The following is an 18,093-nucleotide window of genomic DNA, read 5'->3' on the forward strand; positions in this document are numbered from 1 at the left end:
CCGGTCCAGGGGGCCTGGACACTGGCGTTTGGGCCGTTAATCTCGGTTTGAAAGCAGTTTGCTGCGAGGACATACCCCATGACGAAATTCGGAACCAGCCAGCCGGTCACCCGGTTGGAGGACACCCGCCTGCTGACCGGGCATGGTCGGTATATCGATGATATCGCGCCGGAGGGCGCGCTTTTTGGCTATGTGCTGCGAAGCCCCGTGGCGCATGGGGAGATCACCGAGTTGGACTTGGACGATGCGCGGGAAGCGCCGGGGGTGCATCTGGTGCTGAGTGCGGCCGATTTGGCGGCGGCGGGGCTGGCCAATGCGATGAAGTTTTCGACGGTGAAGAACCGCGATGGGTCGGATGGCGCGGCCCCCGCGCGGCCGATCTTGGCTGAGGGGCGGGTGCGGTTTGTCGGCGAGCCGGTGGCTTTTGTGGTCGCCGAGAGCTTGGCCGAAGCGAAAGATGCCGCCGAGATGATCCGCTTCGATTTCGACGAGTTGGAGCCGCATATGGCTGTGCAGCCGGGCGGAGCGGAGTTGCACCCCGAGGCGCCGGAGAATCTGGCCTATGATTGGGGTCTGGGCGATGAAGAGGCGACCGAAGCCGCTTTGGCCGGCTCGGCGCATCGGGTGCGGTTTGAGATCGAGGACAACCGGATCATTGTGAACTCGCTGGAGCCGCGGGGGTGTTACGCCGAGCTTGAGGGCGACCGGCTGCATCTGGCGGTGAACGGGCAGGGCGTTTGGGGTACAGGCGGCCCTGGCCAAATGGTTCGGGCTGGACGCGGAGGAGGTTCGCGTGACGACGCCGGATGTGGGCGGCGGGTTTGGTATGAAGGGGATGGATTACCCTGAGTATTTCCTGGTGGCGCATGCAGCGCGCGCGCTTGGCCGACCGGTCCGCTGGATGTCGGAGCGGACCGAGGCGATGCTGAGCGATAATGCGGGCCGCGATCTGGTCTGTATCGCGGAGCTTGGCTTTGACGCCGATTACAAGATGACCGCCTATCGCATGTCGTCGCTCTCGAATATGGGGGCGTATAACTCGCAATTCGGTCAGCCGATTCAGAGCCAGTTGTTCAGCCGCGTACTGACCGGCGTTTATGATGTGCAGGCGATTTATATGAACAATCGCGGCATTTATACCAACACGACACAGGTCGATGCCTATCGCGGGGCCGGGCGGCCCGAGGCGATCTACACGCTGGAGCGGGCGATGGATTATGCGGCCCGCGAGTTGGGTGTCGATCCGCTGGAGCTGCGCCGCCGGAGTTTCATCGCACCTGAGCAGATGCCGTATAAGACCGCCGTGGGTGAGCTTTACGATGTGGGCGCGTTTGACCTGCTTTTGACCCGGGCCGAGGCGGAGGGCGATCTGGCCGGATTTGCGGCGCGGAAGGCGGTCTCCGAGAGAACGGGCAAGCTCCGAGGCTTGGGCGTGTGTTACTATATCGAGAGCATTCTGGGCGACCCAAGCGAGACCGCGAAGATTGAGCTGACCGAGACCGGGGCGAAGGTCTATGTGGGCACGCAATCGAACGGGCAGGGGCATGAGACGGTCTATGCCCAGTTTGTGCATGACCAGACCGGCTTGCCAATTGCGGATATCGAGGTCGTTCAAGGTGATAGCGATCAAATCGCTAATGGCGGTGGGACCGGCGGCAGTCGCTCGGTCACAACCCAGGGCACCGCGCTCAGGGCCACCGGGGATGCGTTGATCTCCGGCCTGGTGCCGTTTGTCGAAGGCATGATGGAGGCAGAGGATGTCAGCTTCGATGCCGAAGAGGGCGTATTCCGTGCACCGGGCTCGAACACGGTCGTGACACTTCTGGAGGCGGCTGAGGCGGCGCGGGCCGAGGGGCAGGCGGCGCTTTGTGTGGCTGAAGAGACCACGAAATTGCCGGGCCGATCCTTCCCGAATGGCTGCCATATCGCGGAGGTCGAGATTGATCGCGACACTGGCGTGACCGAGGTTGTGCGCTATACGGTGGTGGATGATTTCGGCAATCTGATGAACCCGATGCTGGCCGAGGGGCAAGTCCATGGCGGCGTTGCGCAAGGGATTGGCCAAGCCATCACCGAACACGTGGTCTATGATGACGATGGTCAGCTTCTGACCGCGACCTTCATGGATTACGGGATGCCGCGCGCCGATGATATGCCGTTTGTCGATTTCCATACCGAGCCGGTGCCGTCGACGGCCAACGCGCTTGGGATGAAGGGCTGTGGTGAGGCGGGAACCGTGGGCGCCTTGGCAGCTGTGGCCAACGGCGTGCAAGACGCACTTTGGCCGCTTGGTATTCGGCGGGTGGATATGCCGTTTACACCGGCGCGGGTTTGGGCGCTGTTGCAAGAGGGAGAAGGGGGCATTGCTGCGGAATAACCGGCTCTGGACCCGTCTGAAGGGGTTTCGCAGCGCGCCGCCGCGCCTGCCGGTTGTGCGCCCGGCCTATTCCCATGTGGTTCTGCTCGATGGGACCATGTCGAGCCTGCTACGTGGGCAAGAGACCAATATCGGGCTGACCTATCGGTTGTTGTCGGAGCTTGGCCCGTCAGAGCCCGTCACGCTCTACTATGAGCCAGGGATTCAGTGGCGCGGCTATCGGCGCGCGGTGGAGGTGTTGGCCGGCGTTGGGATCGACCGACAGATCAAGCGCGCCTATCTGTTCTTGGCGCGGAACTATCAGCCCGGAGACCGGATTTTCCTGATGGGGTTTTCGCGTGGGGCCTATGCGGTGCGCTCGCTGGCCGGGTTGATCGACAAGATGGGCTTGCTGCGCGCGGCCCAGGTTGAGGAAGAGACCTTGGCGCGGGTCTATGAGCATTACCGGTCTGATCCAGACGGTCCGCGCGCGGCGGCGTTGAAGGCCGCGCTCTGCCATCCAAAGGTCGAGATCGCCTTTATGGGCGTCTATGACACGGTGCGCGCTTTGGGCCTGCGCTGGCCGGTGGTTTGGCGGTTCATGGGCAAGCCGCATCCCTATCACAGTGACGGTTTAGGGACCTCGACCAAAGAGGCCCGGCATGCGCTGGCGATGGACGAAACCCGCGATGTGTATGCGCCGGTTTTGTGGAGCGTCGATGCGGCGCGGGCTGGGCAAGTGCAGCAGGTTTGGTTCCGGGGCGCGCATGGCGACATTGGCGGGCAACTGGGCGGCTTGCGCGCGGCGCGGCCTTTGTCGAACATCCCACTGGTCTGGATGTTGGGCGAGGCGGCGGCCTCTGGTCTGCCGCTGCCGCAACATTGGCGCACGCGCTATCTGACCGATGTTACGGCGCCGTCGGTTGGCACGATGTCGGGGTGGAGCAAAGCGTTTTGGTCGCGTCATCGGCGGGTGATTGGGCGCGATCCGTCCGAGCGGATACACCCTTCGGCAGAGGCGGCCGCGGCAGAGCGGGGTGTGGTCTTGCGGGGCGGCGGCCCGCGTCACGCCCCCGGGTGAATCCGGGAACCCTCCGCGGGCCGCGTTGCCACGGACAGGGACGGCCCAGGTGAGATAGGTCTAGGGTCGGCGCTTGGCGCGCAGCGTTGGGTCGGATTGGCGCGGATCTTCGGGCCAAGGGTGTTTGGGGTAGCGCGCGCGCATATCCTTGCGCACATCCGCATAGGAGCCCGACCAGAACCCCGGCAAATCGGTGGTAATTTGGATCGGGCGGTTGGCGGGAGAAAGCAGCGTGATTTTAAGCGGCAGTTTATCGGGGCCGATCCGGGGATGGGTGGTGGTGCCGAAGACCTCTTGCAGACGAAGCGCGATTTCGGGCGTGTCGGTACTGTAGTCGATCGGGACTTGCCGATTGAGCGGCGTCTTCCAAGTGGCCGGAGCGAGAGTATCCAGCCGTTGCTGGCTCTCCCATCCGAGAGAGGCTGCCAGCGCCTCGACAAGGTTCAAGCGTTTGAGATCAGCGGCAGAGGCGATGCCGTCAAGATACGGCGCGGCCCAATCCTCCAATCCATCCAGGAGGGCGGCATCGGACATATCGGCCAGGCCCGCGAACCGGATGCGGGCGCGGAGCAGGGTGGCGGGTTTGGTCCAGTTGAGCGCGTCGATGCCGAGATCGCGAATGCCGTCGACCATCGCGGCGCGGATGGCCTCGGCAGGGGCATCCGACCACCCACGATCATCCAGAATGATCGCGCCCAGACACTCTTGTTTCCGCGCCAGAACCCGCCGGTCACGACGCGACCAGGTGCACCTCTCATGCCAAGTGATCTGATCCGCGAAGAGGGCGCGGATCTGGCTTTCGGCAATTGGGATCGCTTGGCGGATGCGGGCTTCGCGGGGGTCGCCATCAAGATCGGTCACGACAAGAAGCCGTTGCCCGGCAAGCGCGTCTCCTTCAGGCAAAGCGGCCCCTTTGCCACCCGACAGGAGATAGCGCGGCGCATCCCCTTTGCGCCGGAGGGCGATGCGGTCGGGATAGGCAAGGGCTGCCTGTTCGGCGGCGTCATGCGCCGGGCCGGATTCGAAACGGGCCAGGCGTTTCGCCTCGGTCTTGATCCGCGCGATTGCGGCGCGGTCGGCCGCTGCCGGGGCTTGGCCGGTCAGGGCGCGGAGACGCAAGGCGAGGTCGCTGCCTTGGCCGCGGAGCGGATCGCGCTCGGCCAAGAGCGCGGCGAGCAGAGCACTGCCTCTGCCGCCAAGGCTGACCATATGGGCCAGGCGGGGATGCAGTGGCAGTTTGGCAAGCTGGCGACCATGGTTGGTGATCCGAGCCGCGTCATCGAGCGCCCCGATGGATTTGAGCAATGCGCGGGCCTCTGCAAGCGCGCCTTCGGGGGAGGTGTGAGAAATGCCAAACCTTCATCGCCACCCCATTGCGCGAGATCGAGCGCGAGGCCGGCGAGATCGGTCGCCTCGATCTCCGCAGGTGGGAAGGCGGGGAGCGCACCCTCGGCCCCTTTGGTCCAGTTGCGATAGCAGACCCCGGGCGCGACCCGACCGGCGCGGCCCCGGCGCTGATCAGCCTCGGCGCGGCTGATAGGCTCGGTTACCAGGCGCGACATGCCGGAGCTTGGGTCAAACCGGGCGCGGCGGGCGCGGCCGCCATCGATCACCACACACACGTCTTCGATGGTCAGCGAGGTCTCGGCGATCGCGGTGGCCAGAACGAGTTTTCGCCCCTCTTTCGCAGGCCGGATGGCGGCGCGCTGATCGCCGAGTTTCATAGCGCCATAGAGGCTGTGGACATGGATATCGGGCGGAAGTTGGTCCGCCAATAAGCTGGCGGTGCGGCGGATTTCGCCTTCGCCAGGCAAGAACACGAGAAGGCCGCCCTCGGTCTCTTGGACAGCTTGCAGAATGAGGCTGGCCATTGTGGTCTCGAACCGGTCGGTCTTGGCCGGCGGTCGGTCTCGCCAGATCGTCTGAACCGGAAAAGCCTGACCTAGAGATGAGATCAAAGGGGCATTGTCGAGCATGGCGGCCACGGGCCCGGCATCAAGCGTGGCGGACATGACCAAAATTTGCAGATCGTCGCGCAGGGCCCCCGGACCTCCCAAGCCAGCGCCAAACCCAGATCGGCGTTGAGGGAGCGTTCGTGGAACTCGTCGAAGATCACCGCGCCAATGCCGGGGAGCTCCGGATTGTCTTGCAGCATTCGAGTCAGGATGCCTTCGGTCACCACCTCGATCTGGGTTTCTTTGCTGACCGCACTGTCGCCGCGCATCCGGTAGCCGACCGTCTGACCTGGGGCCTCGCCCAAGGTTTCGGCCATACGTTCGGCGGCGGCGCGCGCGGCCAAGCGACGGGGTTCCAGCACGACAATTCGGCCTTTGGTGATCTCAGCCTCGCGCATCGCCAGCGGCACCCGCGTGGTCTTGCCTGCGCCGGGCGGAGCCTGCAGCACCGCGCGACCTTTGGTGGCCAGGGCGTGCATCAGCTCTGGCAGAATGTCCTCGATCGGAAGTCGCATCGGCCTATGGTCGTCTGATGATCCGCACCGGCCCATAAAGGGACTGTGCCGCGACCGAGGTCAACCGAAAGACGCGGGGCGTGGTCTCGGGTCGCGGACGGGCGAGACAGGAGCGCGCCGACATCGAAACTGCGCCGCTCCTGAACCTGGCTCGGAACAACAAAGGAGATCAGCACCAGACGGCTCGCCAGATAAGGGCGCATGACAAACTGGTCATCAAATTCGCTGTCGCATGCCGTGGCACTGGACAGTGCGCGCGGGATGCGGGCAAGTAACGGGACGCGCCCAAATTGCGGCGCGCGGGCAGAAGACTGGGGAAAGACGACGCCTCCATGACGGAACAACAGGCCTCTCAGACAGATTTGGCAACGCGGATTTTGGCGGGTGAGCGCCGGGCGCTGGCGCGCGCAGTGACTTTGGTGGAAAGCACGCGGGCCGATCATCGGGCCCAAGCGGCAGCCTTGTTGGAGGTTTTGCGCGGTCATGGTCGGCAAGCCCTGCGTATTGGACTCTCCGGCACGCCGGGCGTGGGGAAATCGACCTTTATCGAGACATTTGGGATGATGTTGGTCAGCCAAGGGCTCCGCGTGGCCGTTTTGGCGGTCGATCCATCGTCAACACGCTCTGGCGGCTCGATTCTGGGCGACAAAACCCGGATGGAGCGGCTCAGCCGCGAGCCAGGCGCGTTTATCCGCCCCTCGCCCTCCTTGTCGCATCTGGGGGGCGTCTCGCGGCGGACCCGCGAGGCGGTTGCGCTCTGCGAGGCGGCGGGGTTCGATGTTGTGCTGATCGAAACCGTGGGGGTCGGGCAGTCCGAGACCATGGTTGCCGAGATGTGCGATCTCTTCGTCTTGCTTCTCGCGCCTGCGGGCGGCGACGAGTTGCAGGGCGTCAAGCGCGGTATCATGGAGATTGCCGATCTGATCCTGGTCAACAAGGCTGATGGCGAGTTGAAAGCGGCGGCGACGCGAACCTGCGCGGACTATGCCGGGGCGTTGCGGCTGATGCGCAAACGGGCGGAGGATCCTGACGGGTTTCCCAAGGCGCTTCCCGTTTCGGCGTGGGAGGATGACGGGTTGGACGCAGCCTGGGACGAGATGCAGACCTTAGCAGCATGGCGTCGGGCGGAGGGCCATTGGGAGAAACGCCGAGCGGCGCAAGCGGCGCATTGGTTTGAAGAAGAGGTGCGGAGCGGCCTTCTGGCGCGGCTGAACCGCGACGCTGACGTGAAGCGCGCGATGGCTGAGATGGCCACACGGGTGGCAGCCGGTGAACTGAGCCCGGATGCAGCAGCCGAAGAGATGTTGGGCCGATTGAAGAACTAGCCTGGTATTTTTGTTCGAAAGCGGGTGCTTGCTAAGAAAGCATTAACCAAATTGATTGAATTCTCGGAGCGTCGGCGGATCGGTTTCTAGGGACCGGTTATCGCCGCAGGTTGTGTCGCGCGCTAAGAGGGATATCGATGACGGATCTGACGTCTGATTTGGAGGGGCAGGTCCCGGGGTTTTCCGAAGAGGCGATGCGAGGTCTGGATGATTTGGAGGCGCGTATTCCGCCCGCAGATGCCGTCTTGACGCCAGCCTTCACCCGCAGCTTCCGCCAGACGGACCGGCTCTCGCCCGATGCGGCGGCGGGCGGCGGCCTGGTCACCGACCAAAATGGAACGAAGCGCCCGCATTATTGGGGCCATCGTGCGCGGCTTCGGGAGCGTTTTTTGTCAGGCGGGCACAAGCCGATGCCCGACTATGAAATCCTGGAACTGCTGCTTTTCAACGCGATCCCGAGGATTGACCTGAAACCACTCGCCAAAAGGCTCCTGGCGGCATTTGGCGATTTAAACGGCGTGGTTGCGGCCTCGGAACACCGGCTGTTGCAGGTCGAAGGCGCGACAGCAAAGGTCTATTTGCAACTGCGCATCGTCGAGGCCTTTGCCCATCGGATGGCGCTGACCAAAGTCATGCATCGCGAGGTGGTCTCCTCCTGGGATGATCTGATCACTTATTGCCGCACGGCGATGGCGCATCGGGAGACCGAGCAGTTTCGCGTGTTGTTCTTGGATCGGAAAAACGTGCTGATCGCTGATGAGGAGCAGGCGAAAGGCACGGTCGATCATGTGCCGGTCTATCCACGCGAAGTGGCGAAACGGGCGCTAGAGTTGAACGCGTCCTCAATCATTCTGGTGCATAATCATCCGTCGGGCGACCCGACGCCGAGCCCTCAAGATATCGATGTAACCCGCCGGATCGTGGAGGCCTGTGACACGATCGGCGTGGCGGTGCATGATCACGTGATCATTGGCAAGGAGGCTGAGGTGTCGTTCCGAGCGGAGGGGCTGTTTTAGGTACCCTTCGCCGGCAACCGATGGCGCGCCGACGCTACCGGAAAATCCCGTCGCCCTGCTCGTCAATCACCTGTTTCGCCTTGCGGATGGAGAAGGCCTCCGCCTCCTCGACACTCTGGATCGTATCGGCGCGGAGCAATTGGTGCACCTTCACCTCGCCATCGATCTCCTTCTCGATCCGCGCGGCGAGGCGATAGCCACCCTGACCCGATTGTGGCTCCGGGAAGATGCGGAAGTCTTTATAGACTTCGGGGTCCTCTTGAGGCTTGGCCCCGCCGCCGAAGAGTTTCGATAAGAGCGACATCGCGCTACCTCGTCTGGTTCATCTGGTCGATGTAATACCTAACGCAATCCTGCACCCGGCGGAACCTGTCGCCGCCCAGATGCGTGCCGCCGAACCAGCGGCTGACGATGACAACGTGGTTCCGGAGGTCCTCGCGTTCCAGCATCCGCAGGATGACCATGCCCGCCCCGGCCTCTCCGTCATCGTTCTTGATGGGGCCTTCGGAGGTGAGGAGCGCCCAGGTGTTATGGGTGGCCTTAGCGAATTTCTTATTGCGCTTGAGGACTTTGACGGCGGCGAGCGCGTCGGCTTTCGAGGCCGCCGGTGCGCCGGAAACCGCGTATTTGGAGCCGCGGTCGGTGAGGATGTTGTCAAAAGTGGTGAGGGTCATTGAACCGGGATAACGTGGTTCGCGACCACCGGAAAGAGCGGAGCCGGGCGCGGGCCTGCCCGTGGGATGGCGCAAACACGGTGGATCGGGGGCGGTTTATGGAAGCCAAGTCATTACTCGGGCTGAGCAGAGCGTCCCGCAGCCAAAATGCCAGCCCGCTGGGCTGGCCAGAGCGGATGACGGACAGGCGCGCAGATTGAAGATCATAAGATACACTGTGAGTGATCGGTGGGTTCACAGATTTCTCCCAGGTCTACTCTCAATCATGCTACCATCCCAAACTATAAAACATGGGAGAATTGGCATGCCCTTTATGTTTGAAGAGAGCGATGACCCTAATCTGCAATTGTCGTCATTTCTCGATCAACTGAGTGGTTTTCTGCAAACCCTCTTGTTTGATGACGCGCCCTATGGCTACCGGATACTATTCATTGACGACATGCGCGACCGACTGAGATTGGCCTATGAAACTGAAACTCTGCCACATTTCGATAGAGTGCGAGCGGTCGTTCAAGATACGCCACCAGAAGTTTTTGCACGCGTCGGTCTGATAGGGAATAGTCTCCAAGCAAAACTTGCAGCGCTATTCAGTTTGGGGCGTCGTTTTCGCGACGGAATAGTCGATGCGCTCCGCTACCTATTGGCTCAGATCAACTCACTACTAGGTTCGATTTCTGCTGCCACTGGGGGCATCGCAGACCTGATCTCGGAGTTCAAAGATATGGTCGAGAACTGCATCGACTATGTCGAACAAGGCTAGGGTCAAAAGAGGTGTACGAACGGTGCCTCTTTCTCACTGATCCAAGAAAGACCTTAACTTCCGACTACGGCTTGGATGCTTCAACTTCCTGAGCGCTTTTGCCTCAATCTGGCGAATCCGCTCTCGGGTCACACTGAACTGTTGGCCGACCTCTTCAAGCGTATGGTCGGTGTTCATTCCGATGCCGAAGCGCATCCGCAGGACACGCTCTTCACGTGGGGTCAAAGATGCCAGAACCCGCGTCGTGGTCTCCTTCAGGTTCTCCTGGATCGCGGAATCGAGCGGCAGGACCGCGTTTTTATCCTCGATGAAATCGCCAAGCTGACTGTCTTCCTCATCACCAATCGGCGTCTCCAGCGAGATTGGTTCCTTGGCGATTTTCATCACCTTGCGAACCTTCTCCAGCGGCATTTGCAGCTTCTCGGCCAGTTCCTCCGGCGTCGGCTCGCGGCCAATCTCGTGCAGCATCTGACGCCCGGTGCGGACCAGCTTGTTGATCGTTTCGATCATATGCACCGGGATACGGATGGTGCGCGCCTGATCCGCGATGGACCGGGTGATTGCCTGACGAATCCACCAGGTCGCATAGGTCGAGAACTTGTAACCCCGGCGATATTCGAACTTATCGACCGCCTTCATCAGGCCAATGTTGCCTTCCTGGATCAGGTCGAGGAATTGTAGGCCACGGTTGGTGTATTTCTTGGCGATTGAGATCACGAGACGCAGGTTCGCCTCGACCATCTCTTTCTTGGCCTGGCGCGCTTCTTTCTCCCCCTTCTGAACCTGGTTCACGATCCGGCGGAATTCGTTGATGTCGAGGCCAACATAGGTGCCGACTTGCGCCATATCGGCACGCAACTCTTCAACCTTGGGCCGGGAGCGTTCCATCAACGCCTGCCAGCCCCGGCCAGAGTTTTCAGCCATCCGGTCGACCCAGGTCGGGTCCAGCTCATAGCCGCGATAGGCTTCGATGAATTCGCGGCGGTTGATCCGCGCTTGGTCGGCCAGTTTCACCATACCGCTGTCGATCGACATGATCCGACGGTTGATGCCGTAAAGCTGTCGATCAGCGCTTCGATCCGGTTGTTGTGGAGATGCAGCTCGTTGACCAACTCCACGATTTCCGAGCGTAGCTTCTGGTAAGCCTTCTCTTCCTTGGCTGAGAAGCTCGAATCCTCGTTTAGGGTCGCGGAAATCCGCAAATCCTGCATCTCAGAGAGTTTCACATAGTCGCGCGCGATCAGGTCGAGGGTTTCCAAGACACGCGGTTTCAGCGCGGCTTCCATCGCCGCCAGGCTCATATTGGCCTGTTCGTCCTCATCATCCTCGTCATCGTCCTGGGTGATCGGGTTGCCATCGGCATCAAGCTCTTGCTTGGCCTCGCCTTCGGGCTTGGCGGGCGCGGCATTGTCGTTGGAGACGGGCGCGGCAACAACCGGTTCGTCGCCGTCTTCATCCTCGCCCATTTGCCGGCCGAATGTGGCGTCGAGATCAATCACGTCGCGCAGAAGAATATCTTCGTCGAGAAGTTCGTCGCGCCAGATGGTAATCGCCTGGAAGGTCAGTGGGCTTTCGCAGAGCCCCGCGATCATCGTGTTGCGCCCGGCCTCGATGCGTTTGGCGATGGCGATCTCGCCCTCGCGGGAGAGCAGTTCCACCGAGCCCATTTCGCGCAGATACATGCGCACCGGGTCATCGGTCCGGTCGAGTTTCTCGGTTTCGGTCGCGGCGACGGCCACTTCGCGGGAGGTCGAGGCCTCGACCACTTCGGTCGCCGGCTTGGCTTCGGTGTCCTCTTCGACCTCGTCATCTTCGATAATGTTGATGCCCATTTCGGACAGCATCGACATCACGTCTTCGATCTGCTCGGAACTGACCTGCTCAGGTGGCAGAACGGTGTTCAGCTGATCGTAGGTGATGTAGCCTCTGGTTCGCGCTTCCGCGATCATCTTTTTGACGGCGGTTTGGCTCATATCGAGGCTGATCTCGGCCTCGTCCCCGTCTTGTTTGCGATCGTCGGTGTCTTTAGCCATGCGCGATAATCCTTTCGCTACGGGGTGATTCGCACCCACGCCGTAAACTCATGTCTTAGCGCGAATCACTGATTCGCACACCCGGGTTAGCCCTTTTTCTTCTCCCATGCGCGTCCATCAATCAAGCTGCGCAGGTGCGCGGACAAGGCTGCCCGGTCTTCGCCTTGATCCGCCGTCTCTGGCGGTGTGGGGTGATCGGCGCGATGTCGGGTCTGGACGGCGTGGTTCAAGCGCCAGGACAGGTGGGTATCTTCTTCGGTCGTTTCTAAGTCTTCCAACGCCTCGGACAGTTCATAGGCGATGCCCCGACGGGCGGCGAGTTTGGCAAATTCTTCCGCCAAGCAGAGCGCCGCTTTGTCTGGGTCGCCATCCGCGCGCAAGAAGGGTGCGATGCGCACATGGCCGAGCGCGCGCAGGTTTTCAAGGGTCTGTCGCAAATTTGCATCATCCAACTCGGCCAAAAGCGCCTCTGCATCGCGCGCTGTGCTGTGCAGCAGGTGCGCGGCGAGGCGGGCTTGATCGGGATGGCCGGCGCGAGCCGGTCGAGATCGGGTTCGAATTGGTCGATCAGGCCGGGGTACTGGCAGAGGGTCGCAAGGATCAATGCGGCCCGCAGATCGGCATCCGAGAGTGACCCCGCAGCCAGCGCCGAAGCCCGGGTGCTGGCCGCAGGCGCGGCCTCAGCTTTTGGTTTGAAGCCGCCCCGGTTGGCCGGTTTGCGATTACCTTTGAAAAGCTGCCAGCGCAGATCATTGATCGCCTCGCCATAGTGCCTCTTGAGCGACGGGTCTTGGATTTTGCTGATCGCTTGGCGCAGCGTTTTATCGAGGGCGGCACGACGCTCGGGGCTATCGAAGCTTTTGCCTTCGGTCTCGCGGCGCCAGAGCAATTGCACCATCGGCTGCGCGCCTTCGATCAAATCGCGCATCGCTTGCGGGCCTTTGGCGCGGAGCAGATCGTCGGGGTCTTGCCCCTCGGGTATCAGCGCGAACCGCAGCGATTTGCCGGCCTCCAGCATCGGCATCGCCAAGTCGATCAGGCGCATCGCGGCACGCAAACCTGCCGTATCGCCATCCAATGCGATCACTGGCTCGTCGGCCATGCGCCAGAGGAGCCGAAGCTGATCCTCGGTGATCGCGGTGCCAAGCGGCGCAACGGTTGCTTCAAAACCCGCCCGGACCAAGGCGATCACATCCATATAGCCCTCGGCCACAATCAGCGGTTGGCCTTTGCCAGCCGCCTCCCGTGCGGGCCCATGATTATAGAGCGCACGCCCCTTGTCGAAGAGATCGGTCTCGCGGCTATTGAGATATTTCGCTTGCGCATCGGCGGCCATTGCCCGCCCGCCAAACCCGATGCAGCGCCCACGCGCATCACGGATCGGAAAGATGATCCGGTCGCGGAACGCGTCATAGGGCGCGCGGCCATCGTCAGGCTGGCGTGCGATATCGGCGGCAATCACTTTCTCTGCCGCGATCCCTTTGCCGGTCATCGCTTGGAAAGCGGCGTTTTGAGCGCCGGGCGCATAGCCGATCTCGAATTGGTCGAGCGCGGCCTCATCCAAGCCCCGTCGCGCCAGGTAATCGCGCGCGTCGCCGCCCGCCGCGGTCTTCAACTGCAGGCGGAACCAACCAAGAGCGGCTTCCGTCACCTGGGCCAACTCTGTCCTGTGGTCGGCCTTCTCTTGAGCACGTGGGTCGCGTTCGGGCATCGGCATGCCAGCCTCGCGGGCGAGGATTTCCACAGCCTCCATGAACCCCACATTCTCGGTCTCGCGGACAAAGCCGATGGCGTCGCCCTTGGCGTGGCAGCCGAAGCAGTAATAGAACCCCTTGCGGTCATCGACATGGAAGCTGGCGGTCTTCTCCTGATGGAATGGGCAGGGCGCCCACATATCCCCCTTGGCCTGGTTCGACTTACGGGTGTCCCAGATCACCTTGCGCCCCACGACCTGTGTCAAGGACGTGCGGGTGCGAAGCTCATCAAGGAAACCGGGGGGCAGACTCATGCGCCTTAGTATTGGGTCGAGGCAAGGCGAAGTCCAGAACACCCCGCGAAATGCGCGAAACGTGCCAAATCATTCAGTTTTTCAGCATAGAATGGCCTCAATTCGCTTCTAAAGCCGGTGTTAACCATAAATCCTCCGGTGGGGATTTGGGGATGTGATGCCGTTAAGGCCAATAAGGTTGTGAGGATGAGCCGGATTAACTGGGAACCAATGACGAGAGCGTTTCTGTCGAGTGAGAGCGGGGCGGTTGTCACGGATTGGGTCGTTTTGACTGCGGCTACCATGGCGCTATCGCTTGGTGTGTTTGCCGTTGTGTCGCCGGGTCTGGAGGATTTGTCCGCTGAAACCGCCGAGGTACTCTCGGACTCGGACGTCGTGTTTGAATCGCAGCATTTCGGTCAATCCGTTATGGATATGGCGCTGGCGATGGAGGTCGACAATCGCAATGACGCTTGGAAAGAGCGGCGCGTGGATCGCGTGCAATCGCTCTCTGATCAGCGATTGGCCAATCAGCTAAGCAACTGGAACAGCCGGACGCCAGAGAACAGCAATCACTCCCAAGAACGGATCGATTTTGAAGTTCGGATTCGTGAACTTGAAAGCGAACGGCGCGGCACTTAGTGCTCAAGTTCGGCGCGGGCGGCCACGGCTTTCATCGCCAGTGCCAACTCGTGAACCGCCGTTGCTGCCATGGAGCGGAACACCTGGATCGTGAAGCTTTGCGCGCCGCTGCGGGCGATAAGCGCCGACATATGGCCAAGAAGGCTGCGCGCGGCATGGCCGCGTTTGAAGACACTGGGGTTTAGATCCAGCGGTGTTAGACGCGCCAAAACGGCTTCAACCTCTGCGCCTTGGATGTTGAGGACGGCCCAAGCATCGGTTTGATCGACCAAGGCGGCATGGGTGGCGAGGCTCTGATCCGGGGCCGTGCCGATCAGAAAGGCCTGATCCATCCCGCTCCAATAGGCTTTGACCTCGCCGCTGCCCGTCACGCGGTTGGGGCCGGGGAAGGTCATGCCATGGGCGGCTTTCAGAGCGGTCGAGAGCGGCTTCACCTGACCTGCAAAGGGCATCACGGCGGTAATCGCGGCGGGGCTGTCTTCGCTCAACATGAGGCCGCCGATCTCAAGCGGCAGCAAACCGTCGGCGGGGCTTTTGGCAATAAGATTAGCCACGAACGCGCCCTCCCTCGGGGTCAAAGAATACCGGGTCGCACACTTCGCAGAGGGTTTCGATCCCTCTGAGATGGTCCACATGGTTCACGGTCTCACCATGCCGTGCGCGACCGTTCTTCAAGAAAGCCTGGCCCAAATAAGTGCCAAGCGTCGGCGAGAAACAGACCGAGGTGACATAGCCTTGATCGTTCACGCGGATTGCCTCGGCCCCTTCGTCAAAGAGATGCGCGCCTGCGGTCAATTGCTTCACCGCACCGATGGGTTTCAGGCCGACCAATTGCTCCCGATCCGGGCCAAGCAGCCCTTCGCGAGCCGCAGCGGTTTTGCCGATACAGTCTTTCTTGGGTGAGATCATCCGCTCCATGCCGATATCGAACGCGGTCACGCGGCCATGGATTTCGGCATGGGTGATGAAGCCCTTTTCGATCCTAAGCACGTTCAGCGCTTCCATTCCGTAAGCCCCGCCGCCCATGGTCTCGGCGCGGGCGACAAGATCGCGGAACAACGCATCGCCATAGCGCGCTGGCACCGCCACTTCATAGGCATGCTCGCCCGAGAAGGAGATGCGGAACAGGCGGCCATCGACCCCATGCACTTTCACCGGACCGCAGGCCATGAAAGGCCAGCTTTCGCCATCGATGGGATCGTCCAGCACCGTGTTCAAGAGATCGCGGGCCATTGGCCCGGCGACGGCGAATTGCGCCCATTGTTCGGTGACTGAGACGAAGCGTACATCCAGATCGGGGCGCAACGCTTGGCTGACGAACTCTAGATGCGTCATGACCTGCCCGGCAGCGGCGGTGGTGGTCGTCATCACATAATGCGTGTCGGAGAGGCGGGCCGTGGTGCCATCATCCATCACCATTCCGTCTTCGCGCAGCATAAGGCCATAGCGCACGCGGCCTGGTTTTAGGGTCGAAAAGGTATTCGTGTAGACGAAATCGAGGAAAGCGCCCGCATCCGGCCCCTGAACATCAATCTTACCAAGCGTCGAGACATCACAAATGCCGACCGTTTCGCGGACCATATTGACCTCGCGGTCGCAGCTCTGCCGCCAGGTCGTCTCGCCCTGGGCGGGGAAATAGCTGGGCCGATACCAGAGACCGGCTTCGATCATCGGCGCGCCGCGCTGGATCGTGGCCGCATGGGACGTGGTGAAGCGCTCAGGCGCGAAGCCCTTGCCCTTTGCGCCCGCGCCCATTGCCGCGATTGAGACGGGGATATAGGGCGGGCGATAGGTGGTCGTGCCGGTTTCCGGAATGCCGCGTCCGGTCGCATCGGCAAGAATGGCGAGGGCGGAGATATTGGAGTTCTTGCCCTGATCGGGCGCCATGCCTTGCGTCGTATAGCGCTTCATATGTTCGACGGAGCGGAAGTTCTCCTGCGCGGCGAGCTTCACGTCTTTGGTCGTCACATCATTGGCGAAATCGAGCCAGGCGCGGCCAGCGCCCGGCACCGACCAAAGCACATCGGAGGCCCCGGCCTCGATCTGCGCGCTTGGGGCCGTGATGTCAGGGGCGGTTGCCCCAAGCGCGATGAGCGCTTGGCTGGCGGCGTCGATTCCCGCTTGCAGACAGGCGGCAGTGGCGTACTGGCCGGCACAAGCCCCCGCCGGGATCAGCCCGGGGATCGCCTTCTCCGCCGGAACAAAGCCGCTGATGGCCTCGTCCCAAACCGGGCGTGCGTTCATGTGGCAGGTCAGGTGCACGGTTGGGTTCCAGCCGCCAGAGACGGCCAGGCAATCGGTCGCGATGGTTTCTTCGCCGCCGGCATGGCGAATGGTGATCTCGCGCAGAGCTTGGCGGCCTTTGGTCGCGATCACCTGCCCGCCGGTGATCACGCGATAGTCGCCTTTCGCCTGGATCTCGGCGCGGCTGTCGATAACGGCGGCCACATCGATCCCGGCCTGGGTTAAGTCTCGGGCGGTGCGGTGGGCGTCATCATTGGTGGCAAAGAGTGTCACCTTTTCACCGGGCGCAACACCATAGCGGTTGAGATAGGTCCGCACGGCGCTGGCCATCATGATGCCGGGCCGGTCATTCATCGGAAAGGCGATCGGGCGTTCTAGGGCACCGGCGGCGAGCACCGCTTGCTTTGCCTGGATGCGCCAGAAGCATTCGAGCGGCAGATCCGGGGTGGCGGGCACGTGGCTGCCGACCCGTTCCAACGCGCCATAGGTCCCGCCGTCATAGGCGCCGGTCACGGTTGTCCGCGTCATGATCCGCACCCGGCCCGAGGCGCGCAACTCGGCCAGCGTGTTTTCCAGCCAGATCGCAGCCGGTAACCCGTCGATCTGCTCCTCTTCCGACAGGAGCCGCCCGCCGACAACAGCGCTTTCCTCCGCCAGGATCACATCCGCGCCGCCCTTGGCCGCTGTCAGCGCCGCCATCAATCCGGTGGGTCCCGCCCCGATCACGAAGATGTCGCAAAAGGCAAAGGCTTTCTCATAGCGCCCGCTATCCGGCTCCCTCGAGAGCGCGCCGAGACCGGCAGCGCGGCGGATGATCGGCTCATAGAGCTTTTCCCAGAAGGCACGCGGCCACATGAAGGTTTTGTAGTAGAAACCGGCACTTAGGAAGGAGGAGAGCAGGTCGTTGACCGAGAGAAGGTCGCGGTTGAGCGGGCCGATCCGGTTTTGGCTCCGCGCCTCCAACCCGTCGAAAATCTCTTGCATCGTGGCCCGTACATTCGGAGTCTTGGCCGCGCCCGTGCCGATCTCCATCAGCGCATTGGGTTCCTCCGATCCGGCGGTCAGCACCCCACGCGGGCGGTGATATTTGAAAGAGCGCCCCATGAGGGTCACGCCATTGGCCAGCAGCGCCGAGGCCAGCGTGTCACCCTGGAAGCCAGAATAGCTCCGCCCGTCGAAGCGGAACGAGACCGGACGTGCCCGATCGATCAGGCCTTTGCCATCAATCCGCATTTGCGCCTCCGGTCACGTCACGGGCCAACTCCACCTTCAGCACCTCATGGGTTACCGTGTTTCGGGTTACCTTCAGCCAGGCGGCGCAGCCCGCGCCGTGATGCCAAAGCTCACCGGTCACACCGGCGGGGTTCTCGCGCAGATGCAGGTAGGTGTCCCAGGCGTCCTCACCGGCCTCGGGTGCGGGGCGGGTGAGATAGGTCTCGTGACCTTTGATGCTGAACTCGCGGCTGTCGCGATCCCCGCAGAGGGGGCATGTGATACGCATTCTC

General features: G+C 62.1%; 10 protein-coding genes and 4 pseudogenes. 6 read left to right on the forward strand and 8 right to left on the reverse strand.

Annotated features, from left to right (window positions below):
• Positions 1 to 78: 78 nt before the first annotated feature.
• Positions 79 to 2,377, forward strand: a pseudogene (locus tag QTA57_RS08495) (xanthine dehydrogenase family protein molybdopterin-binding subunit).
• The gene (locus QTA57_RS08500) at positions 2,364 to 3,437 is read left to right on the forward strand and encodes a DUF2235 domain-containing protein (RefSeq protein ID WP_290154522.1); all 1,074 of its coding nucleotides are present in this window, start codon (positions 2,364 to 2,366) and stop codon (positions 3,435 to 3,437) included. Before QTA57_RS08495 ends, QTA57_RS08500 begins: the two are co-directional and overlap by 14 nt.
• Before the next feature lie 60 nt (positions 3,438 to 3,497).
• Here the strand turns inward: QTA57_RS08500 and hrpB are convergent.
• A pseudogene (hrpB, locus tag QTA57_RS08505) lies at positions 3,498 to 5,907 on the reverse strand (ATP-dependent helicase HrpB).
• Between the two features lie 332 nt (positions 5,908 to 6,239).
• Here hrpB and meaB point away from each other — a divergent pair.
• A complete protein-coding gene (gene meaB, locus QTA57_RS08510; protein WP_290154524.1) occupies positions 6,240 to 7,232 on the forward strand; it encodes a methylmalonyl Co-A mutase-associated GTPase MeaB in 993 nt (330 codons plus the stop codon).
• Between the two features lie 137 nt (positions 7,233 to 7,369).
• A complete protein-coding gene (gene radC, locus QTA57_RS08515; protein ID WP_290154526.1) occupies positions 7,370 to 8,248 on the forward strand; it encodes a RadC family protein in 879 nt (292 codons plus the stop codon).
• A 34-nt stretch (positions 8,249 to 8,282) separates the two neighbouring features.
• Here radC and QTA57_RS08520 read toward each other — a convergent pair whose 3' ends face one another.
• Both QTA57_RS08520 and QTA57_RS08525 read right to left on the reverse strand, forming a co-directional pair.
• On the reverse strand, positions 8,283 to 8,552 hold the full coding sequence (locus QTA57_RS08520; RefSeq protein ID WP_290154529.1) for an HlyU family transcriptional regulator: 270 nt from the start codon (positions 8,550 to 8,552) through the stop codon (positions 8,283 to 8,285).
• A 4-nt stretch (positions 8,553 to 8,556) separates the two neighbouring features.
• Positions 8,557 to 8,922, reverse strand: a complete 366-nt coding sequence (locus tag QTA57_RS08525; protein ID WP_290154531.1) for a YigZ family protein — start codon at positions 8,920 to 8,922, stop codon at positions 8,557 to 8,559.
• Positions 8,923 to 9,226: 304 nt separating this feature from the next.
• Between QTA57_RS08525 and QTA57_RS08530 the strand changes: the two genes are divergently transcribed.
• Positions 9,227 to 9,682 (forward strand): hypothetical protein, encoded by a 456-nt coding sequence (locus QTA57_RS08530; RefSeq protein WP_290154532.1) that lies wholly within the window; start codon positions 9,227 to 9,229, stop codon positions 9,680 to 9,682.
• 33 nt (positions 9,683 to 9,715) lie between these two features.
• Here QTA57_RS08530 and rpoD read toward each other — a convergent pair.
• Positions 9,716 to 11,715: pseudogene (rpoD, locus tag QTA57_RS08535) on the reverse strand (RNA polymerase sigma factor RpoD).
• Between the two features lie 86 nt (positions 11,716 to 11,801).
• A pseudogene (gene dnaG, locus QTA57_RS08540) lies at positions 11,802 to 13,723 on the reverse strand (DNA primase).
• A 186-nt stretch (positions 13,724 to 13,909) separates the two neighbouring features.
• On the opposite strand from dnaG, the gene QTA57_RS08545 reads away from it, so the two are divergent.
• On the forward strand, positions 13,910 to 14,344 hold the full coding sequence (locus QTA57_RS08545; protein WP_290154534.1) for a hypothetical protein: 435 nt from the start codon (positions 13,910 to 13,912) through the stop codon (positions 14,342 to 14,344).
• On the opposite strand, the gene QTA57_RS08550 is transcribed toward QTA57_RS08545, so the two are convergent.
• The 3 genes from QTA57_RS08550 to QTA57_RS08560 are packed head-to-tail and all read right to left on the reverse strand — an operon-like array spanning position 14,341 to position 18,089.
• Positions 14,341 to 14,898, reverse strand: a complete 558-nt coding sequence (locus QTA57_RS08550; protein WP_290154537.1) for a sarcosine oxidase subunit gamma — start codon at positions 14,896 to 14,898, stop codon at positions 14,341 to 14,343. The genes QTA57_RS08545 and QTA57_RS08550 overlap by 4 nt on opposite strands.
• Positions 14,891 to 17,821 carry a sarcosine oxidase subunit alpha family protein gene (locus tag QTA57_RS08555; protein WP_290154540.1) on the reverse strand — a complete coding sequence of 977 codons (2,931 nt, stop codon included), beginning with the start codon at positions 17,819 to 17,821 and terminating at the stop codon, positions 14,891 to 14,893. Before QTA57_RS08555 ends, QTA57_RS08550 begins: the two co-directional genes overlap by 8 nt.
• Complete coding sequence (locus QTA57_RS08560; RefSeq protein ID WP_290154543.1) at positions 17,811 to 18,089, reverse strand: sarcosine oxidase subunit delta; 279 nt, start codon at positions 18,087 to 18,089, stop codon at positions 17,811 to 17,813. The genes QTA57_RS08555 and QTA57_RS08560 overlap by 11 nt, the downstream gene beginning before the upstream one ends.
• Positions 18,090 to 18,093: the final 4 nt, after the last annotated feature.

The organism is Fontisubflavum oceani (genome assembly GCF_030407165.1).
GTDB classification, from domain to species: domain Bacteria; phylum Pseudomonadota; class Alphaproteobacteria; order Rhodobacterales; family Rhodobacteraceae; genus Rhodophyticola; species Rhodophyticola oceani.

What these genes read in the sequence shown, in the direction of transcription:
- meaB (WP_290154524.1), top strand. Translation starts at nt 6,240, where the DNA reads ATGACGGAACAACAGGCCTCTCAGACAGATTTGGCAACGCGGATTTTG.
- radC (WP_290154526.1), top strand. Translation starts at nt 7,370, where the DNA reads ATGACGGATCTGACGTCTGATTTGGAGGGGCAGGTCCCGGGGTTTTCC.
- QTA57_RS08520 (WP_290154529.1), bottom strand. Translation starts at nt 8,552, where the DNA reads ATGTCGCTCTTATCGAAACTCTTCGGCGGCGGGGCCAAGCCTCAAGAG.
- QTA57_RS08525 (WP_290154531.1), bottom strand. Translation starts at nt 8,922, where the DNA reads ATGACCCTCACCACTTTTGACAACATCCTCACCGACCGCGGCTCCAAA.
- QTA57_RS08530 (WP_290154532.1), top strand. Translation starts at nt 9,227, where the DNA reads ATGCCCTTTATGTTTGAAGAGAGCGATGACCCTAATCTGCAATTGTCG.
- QTA57_RS08545 (WP_290154534.1), top strand. Translation starts at nt 13,910, where the DNA reads ATGAGCCGGATTAACTGGGAACCAATGACGAGAGCGTTTCTGTCGAGT.
- QTA57_RS08555 (WP_290154540.1), bottom strand. Translation starts at nt 17,821, where the DNA reads ATGCGGATTGATGGCAAAGGCCTGATCGATCGGGCACGTCCGGTCTCG.
- QTA57_RS08560 (WP_290154543.1), bottom strand. Translation starts at nt 18,089, where the DNA reads ATGCGTATCACATGCCCCCTCTGCGGGGATCGCGACAGCCGCGAGTTC.